Consider the following 13,432-nt stretch of genomic DNA (forward strand, 5'->3'; position numbering starts at 1 on the left):
CGTCTGGTTATGCCCGCCTTGTGGGCCTTCCGGTTGCGGAAATCAAGCCGGGCCTTAGCGCCGCAGGACGCCCGCCGCGCGCAGGGCATCGGCGCGTTCCGCATCGAACCACCAGAAATCCATCTCGCCCAAGGCATAGGGCGGCAGCTCCGCGGGCCGGCCATAGAGGTCGTAATAGGCCACCAGGTGATCGGCATTGTACCATTGCGGCACCCAGAAGCGCAGGCTGCGCAGCGCCCGGTCCAGCGCATGGACGGCGGGCAGCAGGTCGTCGCGCGTGGTGGCCGCCGCCACATGGCCGATCAGCCGGTCGATGGCGGGATTGGCCAGGCCCATCACGTTGAAGACGTCATCGACCGCGTTCGATCCGAAATACTGCTGCAGCCCGGTGCCGGGGATCTCGGACTGGCCCAGATGGGCGCCCAGCATGTCGAAATCGAAGCTGCGTCTGCGGTTCTCGTATTCGGCATTGTCGACACGGTGGTTGCGCGCGTCGATGCCGAGCGCGCGCAGGTTCTCGACGAAGGGGTTGATGACCCGGTCGAAGGTCTGGCTGTCATTCAGGATCTCCAGCCGCAGGACCTGGCCCGCCGCATTGCGGCGCTGGCCGTCGCTGCCGGTGGTCCAGCCGGCCTCGTCCAGCAGGGCGGCGGCGCGGCGCAGGTTGCCGCGATCCAGCTGGCGTTCGCCCGACACGGGCGCGGTCACGGCCGCTTCGGTCAGGATGCCCTCGGGCAGATCGCCCGCCACCGGCTCCAGTAGCGCCAGTTCGGCCCCTTGGGGCGGGCCTTCGGCCTTCAGGTCGCTGTTGTCCCAGAAGCTCTCGACCCGGTTGTAGAGGCCGTAGAACTGCGTCTGGTTCGTCCATTCGAAGTTGAACATCAGCCCGATCGCCTCGCGCAGGCGGATGTCCTGCCAGATCGGGCGGCGCAGGTTGAAGACCCAGGTCTGGCCCGATGCGATGGTCCCGTCGGGCAGCGCCTCCTGGATGACATGACCCGCGGTCATGGCGGGGAAATCATAGCCCGTGGCCCAGGACCGGCTGCTGACCTCGCGCCGGAACAGATAGACCCCGGCCTTGAACGCCTCGAAGGCGGCGTCGTAATCCGAGAAATACTCATAGCGCAGCGTGTCGAAATTGTGCCGCCCCCGGTTGATCGGCAGATCGGCGCCCCAGTAATCGGGATCGCGGCGAAAGGCCACGAAGCGGTTCGTGTCGGCCCGGTCGAAGACATAGGGCCCAGATCCGATGAAGGGCGTCTGGCTGGTCTGTTCCAGGTCGCGGTCATTGGCCTCGAAATCGGCGCGGCTGAAGACGGGCAGCCCGCCCGCCAGCTGGATCACCTCGCGGCGCGGGATGTCCGGGGCGAAATCGAAGCGGATGCGGTGGTCGCCCAGCACCTCGGCCCCGGTGACCTGCTGGCCCAGCACCATGCGAAAGCTGGACAGGCCTTGGTCGCGCAGCGTCTCGTAGCTGAACATCACGTCATGGGCGGTCAGGGGGGTGCCGTCGCTGAACCGCGCCTCCGGGCGCAGGTTGAAGATGACCCAATCGCGACTTTCGGGATATTCCAGCGTCTCGCAGAGCAGGCAATAGGCGGCGCCCATCTCGTCCGCGGTCCCCTCCAGGATCGTCTCCATCGGCAGCGAGGACAGCGCCGCCGCCCGGCCCCGGAAGGTGAAGGGGTTGTAATTGTCGAAGCCGGTCGAATTGGGGATGGCCTGGGACATCTCGCCGCCCTTGGGCGCGTCGGGATTCACATAGGGCAGATGCGTGAAATCGGCGGGCAGGCGCAGCTCGTCAAAGACCGATATGCCATGCGCGACGGTCACCGGATCGTCCTGGGCCAGCGCGGGACCGGCGGTCAGGGCGGCGATCAGCAGGGCAGGCAGGGCGGTCGGGCGCATCGGTCACCTCCTTTGGGGCAGGACCGAAGGCTAGGGCAGCGACCCCTGCCCGATCAAGCCGCGATTTCGTGAGCAAGCCCCCCGCAGGACAGCAAAAAACCCCGGCCTGGGGGCCGGGGTCGGGATGCCTGCCGCTATGGCGGACGGGTGTCGCGATCAGGGATTGGATTCCAGGAAGGCGATCAGGCTGGCGCGCGCCTGGTTGTCGCGGATGCCCGCAAAGCTCATCGAGGTGCCGGGCATGTAGCCGCGCGGGTTCTCGATGAAGTCGAACAGGTTCTCGTGTGTCCATTCGCCCGGCATGTCCAGCGCGGCCGAGGAATAGTTGAACCCGGCGACCGACGCCTTGTCGCGGCCCACGACGCCGTTCAGGTGGGGGCCGACGCCGTCATTGCCGTTCAGCTGGTGGCAGGACCGGCACTTGGCCCATTCCCGTTCGCCCTGGGCCAGATCGGCGGATGCCATCAGCGCCTCGAAATCGACGGTCTCCTCCTCGCCATCGGCGCCGGCATCGACTGTCTCGGGGACCGGGATGGTATAGGCCTGGGCGATCTCGTCCTCGCCATGACCGCCATGACCGGCCGGGCCGACATGGTAAAGGGAGCTGGCACCCCAATTGGCCAGCATCAGAAACAGCAGCGCGCCGATGAAGGCGCCCGCTGCCTTGGTCAGGGTCATGGTGTTGAACATCGCGTGCGGTCCCCGCCTTGGTAAGCTCGTCAAGTCGTGCGGTATCTATCCGCTTTCGCTTTGGAGGATCAAGGTATAGTTACCCCCGCAATTTCAATTTTCCGAAAACCCGGGGGCCACGCCATGACCACGAATCGCATCGCCTTCCAAGGCGAGCCGGGCGCCTACAGCCACGAGGCCTGCCGCGCCGCCCGCCCCGGCATGGAAGCCCTGCCCTGCCGCACCTTCGAGGACGTGATCGAGGCTGTCCGCGCGGGCGAGGCCGATCTGGCGATGCTGCCGGTCGAGAATTCGACCTATGGCCGGGTGGCCGACATCCATCACCTGCTGCCCGAATCCGGCCTGCGGATCATCGACGAGGCCTTCGTGCGGGTCCATATCAGCCTGCTGGCCGTGCCGGGCACCACGCTGGACCAGGTGCGCGAGGCGATGAGCCATACCGTCCTGCTGGGCCAGTGCCGCGGCTTTCTGCGCCGCCACGACATCCATGCCGTGACCGGCGCCGACACGGCCGGTTCCGCCAAGGAGGTCGCGTCCCGCGGCAATCCGTCGCTGGCGGCCCTGGCCGCGCCCCTGGCCGCCGAGATCTATGGCCTCGACCGTCTGGCCGACCAGATCGAGGACCGCCAGAACAACACCACGCGCTTTCTGATCATGTCGCGCCAAGCGGACATGTCGCGCCGGTCGGACCGGATGCTGACCAGCTTCGTCTTCCGGGTGCGCAACATTCCCGCCGCGCTCTACAAGGCGATGGGCGGCTTTGCCACGAACGGCGTCAACATGACCAAGCTGGAAAGCTACATGGTGGACGGGGTCTTCACCGCGACCCAGTTCTATGCCGATATCGAGGGCCACCCGGATGACGCCAACGTCGCCCGCGCGCTGGACGAGCTGGGATATTTCACCTCGACCCTGGACGTCCTGGGGGTGTATCCCGCCGATCCGCTGCGCGAATCGCAGCGCAGGGGCGCCTGAGGGGGTCAGGCCCGGGCGGTCATGTGCTGGACGAATTCCTCGATCCGGCGCTGATAGCGGCGGTCCATCTGGGCCTTGCCCAGCTTGGCCGTCTGCAGCATCAGCCGGGCCTTCACGTTGCGGGGCTTGATCTCGGTCTCGAAGATGACGCGCGAGCGTTCGCGGCTGAGCGCCACGGTCGTGGCCGTCACCGTCAGGTCCAGCGCGTCCGACCGTCCCGCCATGCTCAGCTGTTCGGGGGGATCGAAGCGGGTCACTGCCAGCCGCAGCCTGCGGGCCTTGCCGCGCCAGTCAAAGCCGATGTTCCATCCCATGCCGGTGCCCGGCTCGGTCGAGGGGTCGATCCGCTGGACCACCGCACCGCGCCCGATCAGCATCCGTTCCAGCGCGTCGAAATCTGTCAATGTGTCGAACAGGCGCTCGGCAGGAAGTTCAGTGTCATAACCCGCCGAAAAATTCATAGAGAAGTCTCACTGACTAAGGCAAGCGTACCAGACAGGCTAACCCGGCAAAGATTGTGATAGCAGAATGAGAATTACCAGTTAAAAGTGATCTGCCCTGACCTGCCCCCCGTTGGTCCCTCGATCATGGCGAGTGTGCTCTGCCCGCCTGCGCTGCTCCCCAACCTTGGATCGCCGGATGCTGGAGTTTTCCGGCTTGGTCATGGCGACGGGCTGGCTGCGCCGCCGGGATAATGCAGGGCGATCGGGACGTTATATCCGATCGCGCTATGGGGTCGGTCCTCGTTGTAGTGCCTACGCCAGTCTCCACTTTTTCCTGCGCGTCTGCAAGGCTCATGAACCAGTGTGCGTTCAGGCATTCAGACCTGAGTTTGCTGTTGAACGCCTCAATGAAGCCATTGTCGGTGGGCTTGCCAGGGCGTGAGAAGTCCAGGGTGATATCGTTGGCGTAGGCCCACAGGTCGAGGTCGCGCGAGATGAACTCGCTGCCATTGTCGACCCGGCTTGTCCTGGGATAGCCGACTTGGGCACAGACCCGTTCCAGTGTCCGGACCACATCCTCGCCGCGGTAGGTGAAGCGCGGGTCAGCTGCTGGATAGAAACGGGAATGCGTGTCGACGATCGTCAGGATCCGCAGCTTGTTGCCCAAGGCCAATTGGTCATGAACAAAGTCCATGGCCCAGACATCATTCGGCGCGACAGCCTCCTGGCGATCGTCTCGCAGCTTGGCCTTCACCCGCCGTTTCGGGTTCTTGTTCCTGAGCTGCATACCTAATTCATTGTAAATTCTACGAGTATTCTTGATGTTCACCTGCCAGCTCTCCCGTCGCAGCAAGACGTGGACACGCCGATATCCATAGCGCACCCGCGTTTCGCAGATCTCCCTGATCCGTCTCTCGACGGCTGCCTGGTCCGTGCGCCGGGACTTGTAGTGGAACGTGGAGGTGTCAAACCGCAGGGCCCCACAAGCCCTGCGTATCGACGCGCCCCAATCGATGCACATCCCGCGAACTAGTTCGCGCATCCGGCCAGCCCAGCGGCTTCTAGACGCCCAAGCGCGGCCTTCGGATCAACCGCCTCTGCCGTCCCATTCAGATGAATGTTCCATAGGGCATCCTGCCTCTTGGCATGGTCATTCGCCCTCTTGGCAGCCTCTTGCTGATCACCCGTCTTGAGCGAAAAGAACAGCATCGATTGAGGCTTGCCTGTGGTGTCTCGATGCAGGCCCTCGCAGCCAATCCTGACGGGACGCCGGAAGTACCAGACGCTGCCCTTCTTCTGGATGTACTTGGCAGACAAGCGAAAAGCACCTGATTCGAACAGTAAGACCACGGTGTCACCATGTGTGTCACCTTGTGGATGCTACATCTGTCACCAATCAGTTGCTTTCCAAAGGAAATCCTATTTAAAAGTGGCGGAGACGAAGGGATTCGAACCCTCGAGACCCTTTCGGGCCTGCACCCTTAGCAGGGGTGTGCCTTCGACCACTCGGCCACGTCTCCGCGGACGGTCATATGGCGAAATTTTCTAAACGGCAACCCCGTTTTCGGGCTGCCCGACAACAGAATGAGCCCCTGCCTAGTCGTCGGCTGCTTATCCCATCACGGCTAGGTGTTCAGTCCCGGCATCTGGTGGATCGGATTGACGATGAATCTGTCTGGCTCTGAAGTCCAGACCTTGCAGATGTATTCGTAGGGTGTGACACCGCTCAGCGTCTTGAGCCTGCGTGCGAAATTGTAGGCGGCGATGAAATCGGCGAGGTGCGTGCGCAGCTGGCTGTGGCTGTCGTAGTGGTAGCGCTTGACGGTCGCGTCCTTGATCGTCCTGTTCATCCGCTCGACTTGGCCATTCGTCCACGGGTGGTTGGGCTTGGTCAGCCGATGCTCGATCCCGTTTGCCTCGCAAATCATGTCGAACCGCATTTGCCGAGAGTAAGGAGTGTTACGGTTTCGAGGCTGCTCTGCGAACTGGATGCCATTATCGGTCAGGATCGTGTGGATGCGGTAGGGCACGACGTCCAGAAGGTGCTCCAGGAACTCCCAAGCGGTTTTCCTGTTGGCCTTTTCCGCCAATTGAACGACAGCAAATTTGCTGGTGCGATCAATGGCTACGAAGAGGAAGAGCTTGCCTTCGGCCGTCTGCACCTCGGCGATGTCGATATGGAAGAAACCTATCGGGTAGCGCTTGAACTTCGCACGCTTGGGCTTGTCCCCGCCCACGTCCGGCAGTCGCGAAATGCCATTCCGCTGCAGGCATCGGTGCAGCGCCGAGCGCGTCAGATGTGGGATAGAGGGCTGAAGAGCGTAGAGGCAGTCGTCCAACGGCAGCAGCGTATGGCGCCGAAACGCGACGATTGTTGCTTCCTCGGCCTCACTCAAGACCGTGGAGCGTGGCTCCTTCGGCCCAGTCTTACGGTCCTCAACTGTCTCGCGCTTGCGCCACTTCGCGACAGTCTTTGGGTTGATGCCGAGCTCCCGGCTCAGCTGCGCGAGCGAAGCTTGCGATCGCTGTATTGCAGCTCTGACAGCGTGCGTGGTCGTGGCGCTCCCGTGACGAACTTGTCCCATAATGCTTCCTTCCATTCCTGCGAAAGGATTGCACCATCAAACCATGGGATCAAACACCTAGGTGGTTGACGCACTTCTATTATAATGTTATTAGTGTCATAAAATTTGCCCGTCTGGCGGAATTGGTAGACGCACTTGGTTTAGGTCCAAGCGCCTATGGTATGGGGGTTCGAATCCCTCGACGGGCACCAATTTTGATCTTGGCCCTAGCCGTCTGGACCCCGCGTATGGCGGATTGGATGTTCAGATTTTGCAAAACATATTCAAGGAGCGTATACGAAAACCATGGCTCACGGCGATCTTGAACCGTCCGGCAAAAAGTAGGCTACCATAAAGTCCGCCTGCTAGGTCATGTTGACAAATGTCGGAGCCAGAGGCGGATCGATGTGATATCGATGAAGCAAAGGGAGCTTTCGGCGGTCTTGTCGTAGCGGGTGGCGGCACGGCGAACGTTGTTGAGCTTGTTCAAGCTCCGCTCGACAAGGTTCCGCAACCGGTAGAGCCTGCCACCGGCAGCGACACGGAGCCTGCGAGACTTGAACATCGGGACCACCGGCAGGATGCTGCGCGCCTCCATGGCTTTGCGAACCTTGTCGAAGTCATGGCTGCGATCGGCCAGCAGGATACAAGGCTCCGGCAGGTTGTCGTTCATGACCAGAGCAAAGCCCAGGTAGCCCGATGTCTGTCCCGGCGCGATGTCCGAACTCATTGGCAGCCCGGCAGCATTGACGCGCAGGTGGACCTTGGTCGTGAAAATGGGAGGTGGTCCAGAAAACGATCCAGTGGATCGTTTTCCCACCGGACGTTCTCGAACGGCCAGAACCCTGTCTTGGTGTCCCCCTTTGGCGCCCGCTACCTGACGAGGGGGCGGATCACAGTGCTGTCGATCATCTGGAGCGCATCTGGCAAGATACGACTTTCGTTCGGCGCGTCGAGGATCTGCTCTCACAACCCCGCCAAGGTCCAGCACCGGAACTGGCGGTAGACACTGAAACACTTCACGAACTCTTACGGGAAGTCACGCCAGGGAGAACCGGTCTGCGCTCGGCATGGCCTTGAACCAGTGGCGGCTCATGCCTCACTCCAGAACAACGCGGTGATTTGCGGGCTTGCGCCGCACGGCCAGAATGAAGCACTCGTAAAACGCCCATTCCTCATCCGACATCAGGTCTCGTGCCAAGCTGGCCTTCATCGCAGATACTAGCTTGAATTACGATCAGCCCACCCCGTGAATCCCTTTCGTCAACGCGGCCTGGGCACGAATCTGGGCGTGACCATTGCATTGTAAGCCTTTAAAGGTCGAGTACTTGATCGTGCAGAGAGGTGGCTACGCAAATCTGAACATCCGGGATAAGTGGATTTTCCGCGTATGAGCCGGGCCAGAAATTGATCCAGTGGATCAATTTCCGGGCGATTGGGCAGCATGATGCTGTAAGCGAGGAGAAGACCATGACAAGACGACCGCGCTGGAACCACCGCCCGGCATTCAAGGCGAAAGTGGCTATAGCCGCGATCAAGGGGGAAAAGACCATGATCGAGCTGGCGCAGGATTTCGACGTTTAGGGCCGACCACGGATGACCGAGGAGCTGAACGAGCTGGGCATCCGCGTCGGCCAGCGCCGTGTGGGCCGTCTGATGCGCTAGAACGGCATCCAGGTCATTCGCAGCCGAAAGTTCAGGCGCACCACCGACAGCGATCACGCCTTCAACATCGCGCCCAATCTCCTGCAGCAGGATTTCACGGCGAGCGGGCCGAACCAGAAGGGGGCTGGTGACATCACCGTCGCCATTGTCGCTCGGACCGATGGCGCAACAATGGCGACTCTGGACGCGCGAGGGGTGGGTTTATCTGGCCGTGATCATCGATCTCTTCTCAAGGTGGGTCGTGGGCTGGGCCATCAGCAACCGCATGAAGCAGGATCTGGCCTTGCGGGCCCTGAACATGGCGATCGCGATCCGAAGGCCACCACCAGGTTGCATTCATCACACGGATCGCGGGTCGCAATACTGCGCTCACGACTATCAGAAGCTGCTGCGCAAGCACGGGTTCAAGGTGTCGATGAGCGGGAAGGGCAACTGCTATGACAATTCTGCCGTCGAGAGCTTCTTCAAGTCGCTCAAGGCCGAACTCGTCTGGCGCCGCAACTGGCAAACCCGTCGCGAGGTCGAGATCGCCCTCTTCGAATACATCAACGGCTTCTACAATCCGCGCCGGAAACACTCAGCCCTCGGCTGGAAATCACCCGTGGCCTTCGAACAAAGGGCCGCTTAACATGAGCGCCTGACCGGAACAGAGCCGGTGCAGGTCCAGTGTATGTCGACGAAAAGCGACGACGGTCGCCTCCTCGGCCTTGGTCAGGATCGTCGAGCGCGGTTCCTTTTGGCCCGGTCTTAAGATCCTCAACAGTCTGGCGCTTGCGCCACCTCGCAACCGTCTTGGGATTGATCCCGAGCTCCCGGCTCAGCGTCGCGAGCGAAGCTTGCGATCATTCGGGCGAGGCCCTCGGACCGATGGCGAGCCGGCCCTCATTATTGCAGCTCTGACGGCGTGCGGGCTCATGGCGCTCCCGTGACGAACTCGTCCCATAATGCTTCCTTCCATTCCCGCGAAAGGATCGCACCATCAAACCGTGGGATCAAAAAGCGCAGCACGCTGCGAGTGGTGAAAGGAAGACGGCCTGACAGTTGATCGGCGTTGCAAAAACCTCCGGCGAAAAATGGCCCACCGAGGCCAGCGCCTTTATGAGGATTGTGACGCGCGGATCTCCATCTTGGCGGCGGTCTTTGTGCCGACATGCCAGATACGTTTGTGCAGACTGATCATGTCATCAAAAATTGTTACTTGCAGACGGGGCGGACCGTACGTTTTCACCCTGAGGTTCGACACCGTGCGGTGTGCCTTGAGATAGGTCGCGTCGATCATGATCGTCTTGTGCTCGGCGCCCTCGGCGGCAAGGCCGACCATGATCCGGGCAAAAACCCCTTTATCGCTCCAGCGCTTCCAGCGGTTGTAGAGGGTTTTGGCCCGGCCGTATTCGTTTAGCGCGTCACACCACCGCAACCCGTTGCGATTGATAAAGATTGTGCCGCTCAGCACGCGCAGATCATCGACGAGCGGGCGGATATGGCTCTTGGGGAAGAACGGGCGAAAACGCGCCATCTGGGCGTCGCTCAGCCAGTAAAGTATACTCATCGATCAGGTATCATAACGGTGGCCTGAATCATGCAAAAGGGCATAAAGTCAATGGGCCTGGAGCCTAGCAATGGCGGGTAAGCCTTTGCAGCGTGAAGGGGCGGTGCAGTCTGATCGCTGATGCGATTCGAACGGCTGCCAGCCAAGACTGATCGCCACACGGCCTGCGAATAGCTCAACTAACCAAAACCGCCAACGCTTGCGGAACGTCTCATGCAATCAAGGCATAGGGCGGGCATTCATCGCTATACGAGGTTAGAAATTACACCAAGGCGGCCCATATTCGACGTCTGCAGGTTAAGAACGAGGTCAGAAAAATGCAATGCCATAAAAACTAATATAATTTCCTGATTAGGCCTGAAATATTCCATAGTTTAAATAGGCAGTGGCAGCCCGTAGGGGAGTCGAACCCCTCTTTTCAGGTTGAAAACCTGACGTCCTAACCGATAGACGAACGGGCCACTTTCTGTCCGCTGCCAGTCTTCCCTGGCGGCGTGAGGGGTGTTTAGGCAAAGCCGCCGGGGGCTGCAACCCAAAAAATGCGACCCGGCGCAAAAAATTCGGCTGCTCCGATCAGCCCCCGAAAAGGCCCGCGAAAACCAGCCATGCGGGCAGGGTCAGCGCCGCCAGGACCGTCTGCCAGGTGAAGATCGCGGCGTAGAAATCGGCGTCTCCGCCCATCTGCCGCGCCAGGATATAGCCCACCGGCGCGCCCGGTGCCGCCGTCGCCAGCAGGCCCGTGGCGATCTGCGCGCCCGGCAGGCCCAAGGCCAGCGCCGCCCCCAGAAACACCAGCGGACACAGCGCCAGCCGCAGCCAGACCCCCAGCCACAGCGCCGGGTCGCGCTGCCACAGGCGCGCGGGCTCGATCCCCGCGCCGACCGCCAGAAGGCCCACCGCCAGCGCGCCCTGCCCCAGCCAGTCCAAGGGCGACAGGACCCATGCGGCCAGCTCGACCCCCGACAGGTTCAGCGCCAGGCCCGCAAGGCAGGACAGGATCATCGGGTTGCGCCCGATCTCGGCCCCGATGCGCGCGCCCGCGCCGGTGGGGCGCGGCCCGTCCGACAGCAGGGTCAGCGCCACGATGGCCGTGATGTTGAAGGCCGGGATCAGGAAGGCCAGCGCCACGGCCAGATCGCCGAGGCCCTGTGCGCCGAAGGCCTGCGCCGCCACCGCCAGGATCAGCAGCGAATTGAACCGCAGCGCGCCCTGGAACAGCGAGCTGCTGCGCGGCCCGCTCTGGCCGCGGCGCCGCGCCCAGATCAGCGCCACCGCGCCGGTCACCGCGAAGGCCAGCGCCATCGCCGCCAGATAGGGCCCGAGCCGCCCCAAGGACAGCTCGGACCGGTAGATCGAGGTCAGCAGGATCGCGGGGAACAGCACGCGATATCCCAGCTGTTCGATCCCCGGCCAGCTGGCGGCGGGAATCACCCCGCCCCGGCGGGCCAGGTGACCCAGCAGCACCAGCGCGATGACGGGAATGACAGAGAGGGCGGCGGTCATGGGGGCACCTTCGGACCGGGCGTCTTGCGGCCTTTCGCGAGGGGTTGTAGACCCGCCGCCAAGGAAAGGAAATGCCATGTCCATCACCGAGGATCAGGCCCGCAAGGTCGCCCATCTGGCGCGGATTGCGGTCGACGATGCCGCCCTGCCCGCCCTTGCCCGCGAACTCAGCGGCATTCTGGATTTCATGGAACAGCTGGCCGAGGTCGATGTCGAGGGCGTCGAGCCCATGACCGGCGTCACCCCCATGCGCCTGAAGCGGCGCGAGGACGCGGTGACCACGGGCGGCATGGCCGATCGCATCCTGTCCAACGCCCCCGACGCGCGCGAGGGCTTCTTTGCCGTGCCGAAGGTGGTGGAATGACGAACCCGAACAGCCTGACCATCGCCGATGCCCGCGACGCGCTGGCCCGGGGCGATCTGAGCGCGGTCGACCTGACCGAGGCCTGCCTGACCGCGATCGAGGGCGCGGGCGCGCTGAACGCCTTCGTCCACGGCACGCCCGACATGGCCCGCGACATGGCCCGCGCAGCCGACGCGCGCATCAAGGCGGGCGATGCCACGCCCATGACCGGCATCCCGGTGGGCATCAAGGACGTCTTCTGCGTGCGGGGCGTGCCCAGCCAGGCCGGCAGCCGGATCCTGCAGGGCTTCACCCCCGAATACGAATCGACCGTGACGCAGAACCTGTGGAACGCGGGCGCGGTGATGCTGGGCAAGCTGAACCAGGACGAATTCGCCATGGGCTCGACCAACGAATCGAGCTGCTACGGCCCCGCCGTGAACCCCTGGCGCGGCCCCGACGGCACGCGCCTGACCCCGGGCGGCAGCTCGGGCGGGTCCGCCGCCGCCGTGGCCGCCGATCTGTGCCTGGGCGCGACCGGCACCGATACGGGCGGATCCATCCGCCAGCCCGCGGCTTTCACCGGCACGGTGGGGCTGAAGCCCACCTATGGCCGGGTCAGCCGGTGGGGCGTGATCGCCTATGCCTCCAGCCTGGATCAGGCGGGGCCGATGACCCGCACCGTGCGCGACGCGGCGATCATGCTGGGCGCGATGGCATCCGCCGATCCCATGGACAGCACCTGCGCCGACCTGCCCGTGCCGGATTTCGAGGCCGCCCTGACCGGCGACATCCGCGGCAAGCGCATCGGCATCCCGCGCGAATACCGCGTGGACGGCATGCCGGACGCCATCGACGCCCTCTGGCGCCAAGGCGCGGACATGCTGCGCGACGCGGGCGCCGAGATCGTGGATATCAGCCTGCCGCACACGAAATACGCCCTGCCCGCCTATTACGTCATCGCCCCGGCCGAGGCGTCGTCGAACCTGGCCCGCTATGACGGCGTCCGCTACGGCCACCGCGCCAAGCTGGGCGCGGGCGACGGCATCACCCAGATGTATGAAAAGACCCGCGCCGAGGGCTTCGGCCCCGAGGTCCAGCGCCGCATCATGATCGGCACCTACGTGCTGTCGGCGGGCTTCTACGACGCCTATTACAACCGCGCCCGCAAGGTCCGCGCGCTGATCAAGCGCGATTTCGACCAGGCCTTCGCATCGGGCATCGATTCGATCCTGGCACCGGCGACGCCCTCGGCGGCCTTCGCGCTCGGCTCGGTGGACAAGGGCGACCCGGTCCAGATGTATCTCAACGACGTCTTCACGGTGACGCTGAACCTGGCGGGCCTGCCCGGCATCGCGGTCCCGGTGGGGCGCGATGCGCAGGGCCTGCCGCTCGGCCTGCAGATGATCGGCCGCCCCTTCGAGGAGGGCGATCTGATGAACCAGGCCCAGGTCCTGGAATCCGCCGCCGGATTTGTGGCCAAGCCGGAACGCTGGTGGTAACCTTGCCCAAGCGGCATGCAGGAGGCGCGATGCGCGGTTGGATGATCTTGGCGGCGCTGACCGTCGCGGGCTGCGGCGAACATCGCGGCTGGAACCCGAACTATCAGTTCGGCAACGACCGCTACGGCCAGTATCTGGCCGCGCGCGAGGCGGCGCTGATCTCGGGCGAACGCCCGGCATCGACCATCGCCATCGCGCGCCCGATCCTGGCGCCCACCCCGGCGCGGATCGCGGGGCAGGATCCGGTGCCGGTCCCTGCGACCATGGGTGTCCGCGTCGCGGCGCCCTGA

11 protein-coding genes, 3 tRNA genes and 5 pseudogenes are annotated in these 13,432 nt (G+C 63.5%); 7 read left to right on the forward strand and 12 right to left on the reverse strand.

Features of this window, described 5'->3' with window-relative positions:
• Positions 1-54: 54 nt before the first annotated feature.
• Positions 55-1,908: an extracellular solute-binding protein gene (locus tag JHW48_RS10555; RefSeq protein ID WP_119887590.1), complete on the reverse strand. Its 1,854-nt coding sequence runs from the start codon at positions 1,906-1,908 to the stop codon at positions 55-57.
• A 156-nt stretch (positions 1,909-2,064) separates the two neighbouring features.
• Positions 2,065-2,586: a c-type cytochrome gene (locus JHW48_RS10560; RefSeq protein ID WP_336390885.1), complete on the reverse strand. Its 522-nt coding sequence runs from the start codon at positions 2,584-2,586 to the stop codon at positions 2,065-2,067.
• Positions 2,587-2,721: 135 nt separating this feature from the next.
• Between JHW48_RS10560 and JHW48_RS10565 the strand changes: the two genes are divergently transcribed.
• On the forward strand, positions 2,722-3,573 hold the full coding sequence (locus JHW48_RS10565) for a prephenate dehydratase (RefSeq protein ID WP_119887588.1): 852 nt from the start codon (positions 2,722-2,724) through the stop codon (positions 3,571-3,573).
• Positions 3,574-3,578: 5 nt separating this feature from the next.
• Here the strand turns inward: JHW48_RS10565 and JHW48_RS10570 are convergent, their stop codons facing one another.
• From JHW48_RS10570 to JHW48_RS10590, 5 genes and pseudogenes are all read right to left on the reverse strand, one after another.
• Positions 3,579-3,977 (reverse strand): hypothetical protein, encoded by a 399-nt coding sequence (locus JHW48_RS10570; protein ID WP_240637959.1) that lies wholly within the window; start codon positions 3,975-3,977, stop codon positions 3,579-3,581.
• Between the two features lie 257 nt (positions 3,978-4,234).
• Positions 4,235-5,061, reverse strand: a pseudogene (locus JHW48_RS10575) (IS3 family transposase); the annotation flags it as partial.
• Positions 5,046-5,366, reverse strand: coding sequence for a hypothetical protein (locus JHW48_RS10580; RefSeq protein WP_147388147.1), 321 nt, complete (start codon positions 5,364-5,366; stop codon positions 5,046-5,048). The gene JHW48_RS10580 and the pseudogene JHW48_RS10575, both read right to left, overlap by 16 nt.
• 80 nt (positions 5,367-5,446) lie before the next feature.
• A tRNA-Ser gene (locus tag JHW48_RS10585) sits at positions 5,447-5,536 on the reverse strand.
• A gap of 105 nt (positions 5,537-5,641) precedes the next feature.
• A complete protein-coding gene (locus JHW48_RS10590) occupies positions 5,642-6,601 on the reverse strand; it encodes an IS481 family transposase (protein WP_272835848.1) in 960 nt (319 codons plus the stop codon).
• Positions 6,602-6,708: 107 nt separating this feature from the next.
• On the opposite strand from JHW48_RS10590, the gene JHW48_RS10595 reads away from it, so the two are divergent.
• Positions 6,709-6,792, forward strand: a tRNA-Leu gene (locus tag JHW48_RS10595).
• A 158-nt stretch (positions 6,793-6,950) separates the two neighbouring features.
• Here JHW48_RS10595 and JHW48_RS10600 read toward each other — a convergent pair.
• Positions 6,951-7,793: pseudogene (locus JHW48_RS10600) on the reverse strand (IS5 family transposase).
• A 194-nt stretch (positions 7,794-7,987) separates the two neighbouring features.
• Here JHW48_RS10600 and JHW48_RS18685 point away from each other — a divergent pair.
• Together JHW48_RS18685 and JHW48_RS10605 are read left to right on the forward strand one after the other, a co-directional pair.
• Complete coding sequence (locus JHW48_RS18685) at positions 7,988-8,164, forward strand: hypothetical protein (RefSeq protein WP_419182424.1); 177 nt, start codon at positions 7,988-7,990, stop codon at positions 8,162-8,164.
• Positions 8,165-8,873 (forward strand): annotated as a pseudogene (locus JHW48_RS10605) (IS3 family transposase); the annotation flags it as partial. It lies immediately after the preceding gene.
• Positions 8,874-8,909: 36 nt separating this feature from the next.
• On the opposite strand, the pseudogene JHW48_RS18690 reads toward JHW48_RS10605, so the two are convergent.
• From JHW48_RS18690 to JHW48_RS10620, 4 genes and pseudogenes are all read right to left on the reverse strand, one after another.
• Positions 8,910-9,188 (reverse strand): annotated as a pseudogene (locus tag JHW48_RS18690) (hypothetical protein); the annotation flags it as partial.
• A 261-nt stretch (positions 9,189-9,449) separates the two neighbouring features.
• Positions 9,450-9,794 (reverse strand): annotated as a pseudogene (locus tag JHW48_RS10610) (transposase); the annotation flags it as partial.
• Positions 9,795-10,180: 386 nt separating this feature from the next.
• Positions 10,181-10,255: transfer RNA gene (locus JHW48_RS10615), tRNA-Glu, on the reverse strand.
• A gap of 112 nt (positions 10,256-10,367) precedes the next feature.
• A complete protein-coding gene (locus JHW48_RS10620) occupies positions 10,368-11,297 on the reverse strand; it encodes an AEC family transporter (protein ID WP_170152317.1) in 930 nt (309 codons plus the stop codon).
• Positions 11,298-11,373: 76 nt separating this feature from the next.
• On the opposite strand from JHW48_RS10620, the gene gatC reads away from it, so the two are divergent.
• The 3 genes from gatC to JHW48_RS10635 are packed head-to-tail and all read left to right on the forward strand — an operon-like array spanning position 11,374 to position 13,432.
• Positions 11,374-11,661 (forward strand): Asp-tRNA(Asn)/Glu-tRNA(Gln) amidotransferase subunit GatC, encoded by a 288-nt coding sequence (gene gatC, locus JHW48_RS10625; RefSeq protein ID WP_119886789.1) that lies wholly within the window; start codon positions 11,374-11,376, stop codon positions 11,659-11,661.
• The gene (gene gatA, locus JHW48_RS10630; protein WP_119886790.1) at positions 11,658-13,142 is read left to right on the forward strand and encodes an Asp-tRNA(Asn)/Glu-tRNA(Gln) amidotransferase subunit GatA; all 1,485 of its coding nucleotides are present in this window, start codon (positions 11,658-11,660) and stop codon (positions 13,140-13,142) included. The genes gatC and gatA overlap by 4 nt, the downstream gene beginning before the upstream one ends.
• Before the next feature lie 29 nt (positions 13,143-13,171).
• Positions 13,172-13,432 (forward strand): hypothetical protein, encoded by a 261-nt coding sequence (locus tag JHW48_RS10635; protein WP_119886791.1) that lies wholly within the window; start codon positions 13,172-13,174, stop codon positions 13,430-13,432.

It is taken from the genome of Paracoccus aestuarii (assembly GCF_028553885.1).
In the GTDB taxonomy this organism is placed as follows: domain Bacteria; phylum Pseudomonadota; class Alphaproteobacteria; order Rhodobacterales; family Rhodobacteraceae; genus Paracoccus; species Paracoccus aestuarii.

Bases quoted from the DNA above. Each gene is read 5' to 3' on its own strand.
- JHW48_RS10555 (WP_119887590.1), bottom strand. From the start codon at position 1,908: ATGCGCCCGACCGCCCTGCCTGCCCTGCTGATCGCCGCCCTGACCGCC.
- JHW48_RS10560 (WP_336390885.1), bottom strand. From the start codon at position 2,586: ATGACCCTGACCAAGGCAGCGGGCGCCTTCATCGGCGCGCTGCTGTTT.
- JHW48_RS10565 (WP_119887588.1), top strand. From the start codon at position 2,722: ATGACCACGAATCGCATCGCCTTCCAAGGCGAGCCGGGCGCCTACAGC.
- JHW48_RS10590 (WP_272835848.1), bottom strand. From the start codon at position 6,601: ATGGGACAAGTTCGTCACGGGAGCGCCACGACCACGCACGCTGTCAGA.
- JHW48_RS10620 (WP_170152317.1), bottom strand. From the start codon at position 11,297: ATGACCGCCGCCCTCTCTGTCATTCCCGTCATCGCGCTGGTGCTGCTG.
- gatC (WP_119886789.1), top strand. From the start codon at position 11,374: ATGTCCATCACCGAGGATCAGGCCCGCAAGGTCGCCCATCTGGCGCGG.
- gatA (WP_119886790.1), top strand. From the start codon at position 11,658: ATGACGAACCCGAACAGCCTGACCATCGCCGATGCCCGCGACGCGCTG.
- JHW48_RS10635 (WP_119886791.1), top strand. From the start codon at position 13,172: ATGCGCGGTTGGATGATCTTGGCGGCGCTGACCGTCGCGGGCTGCGGC.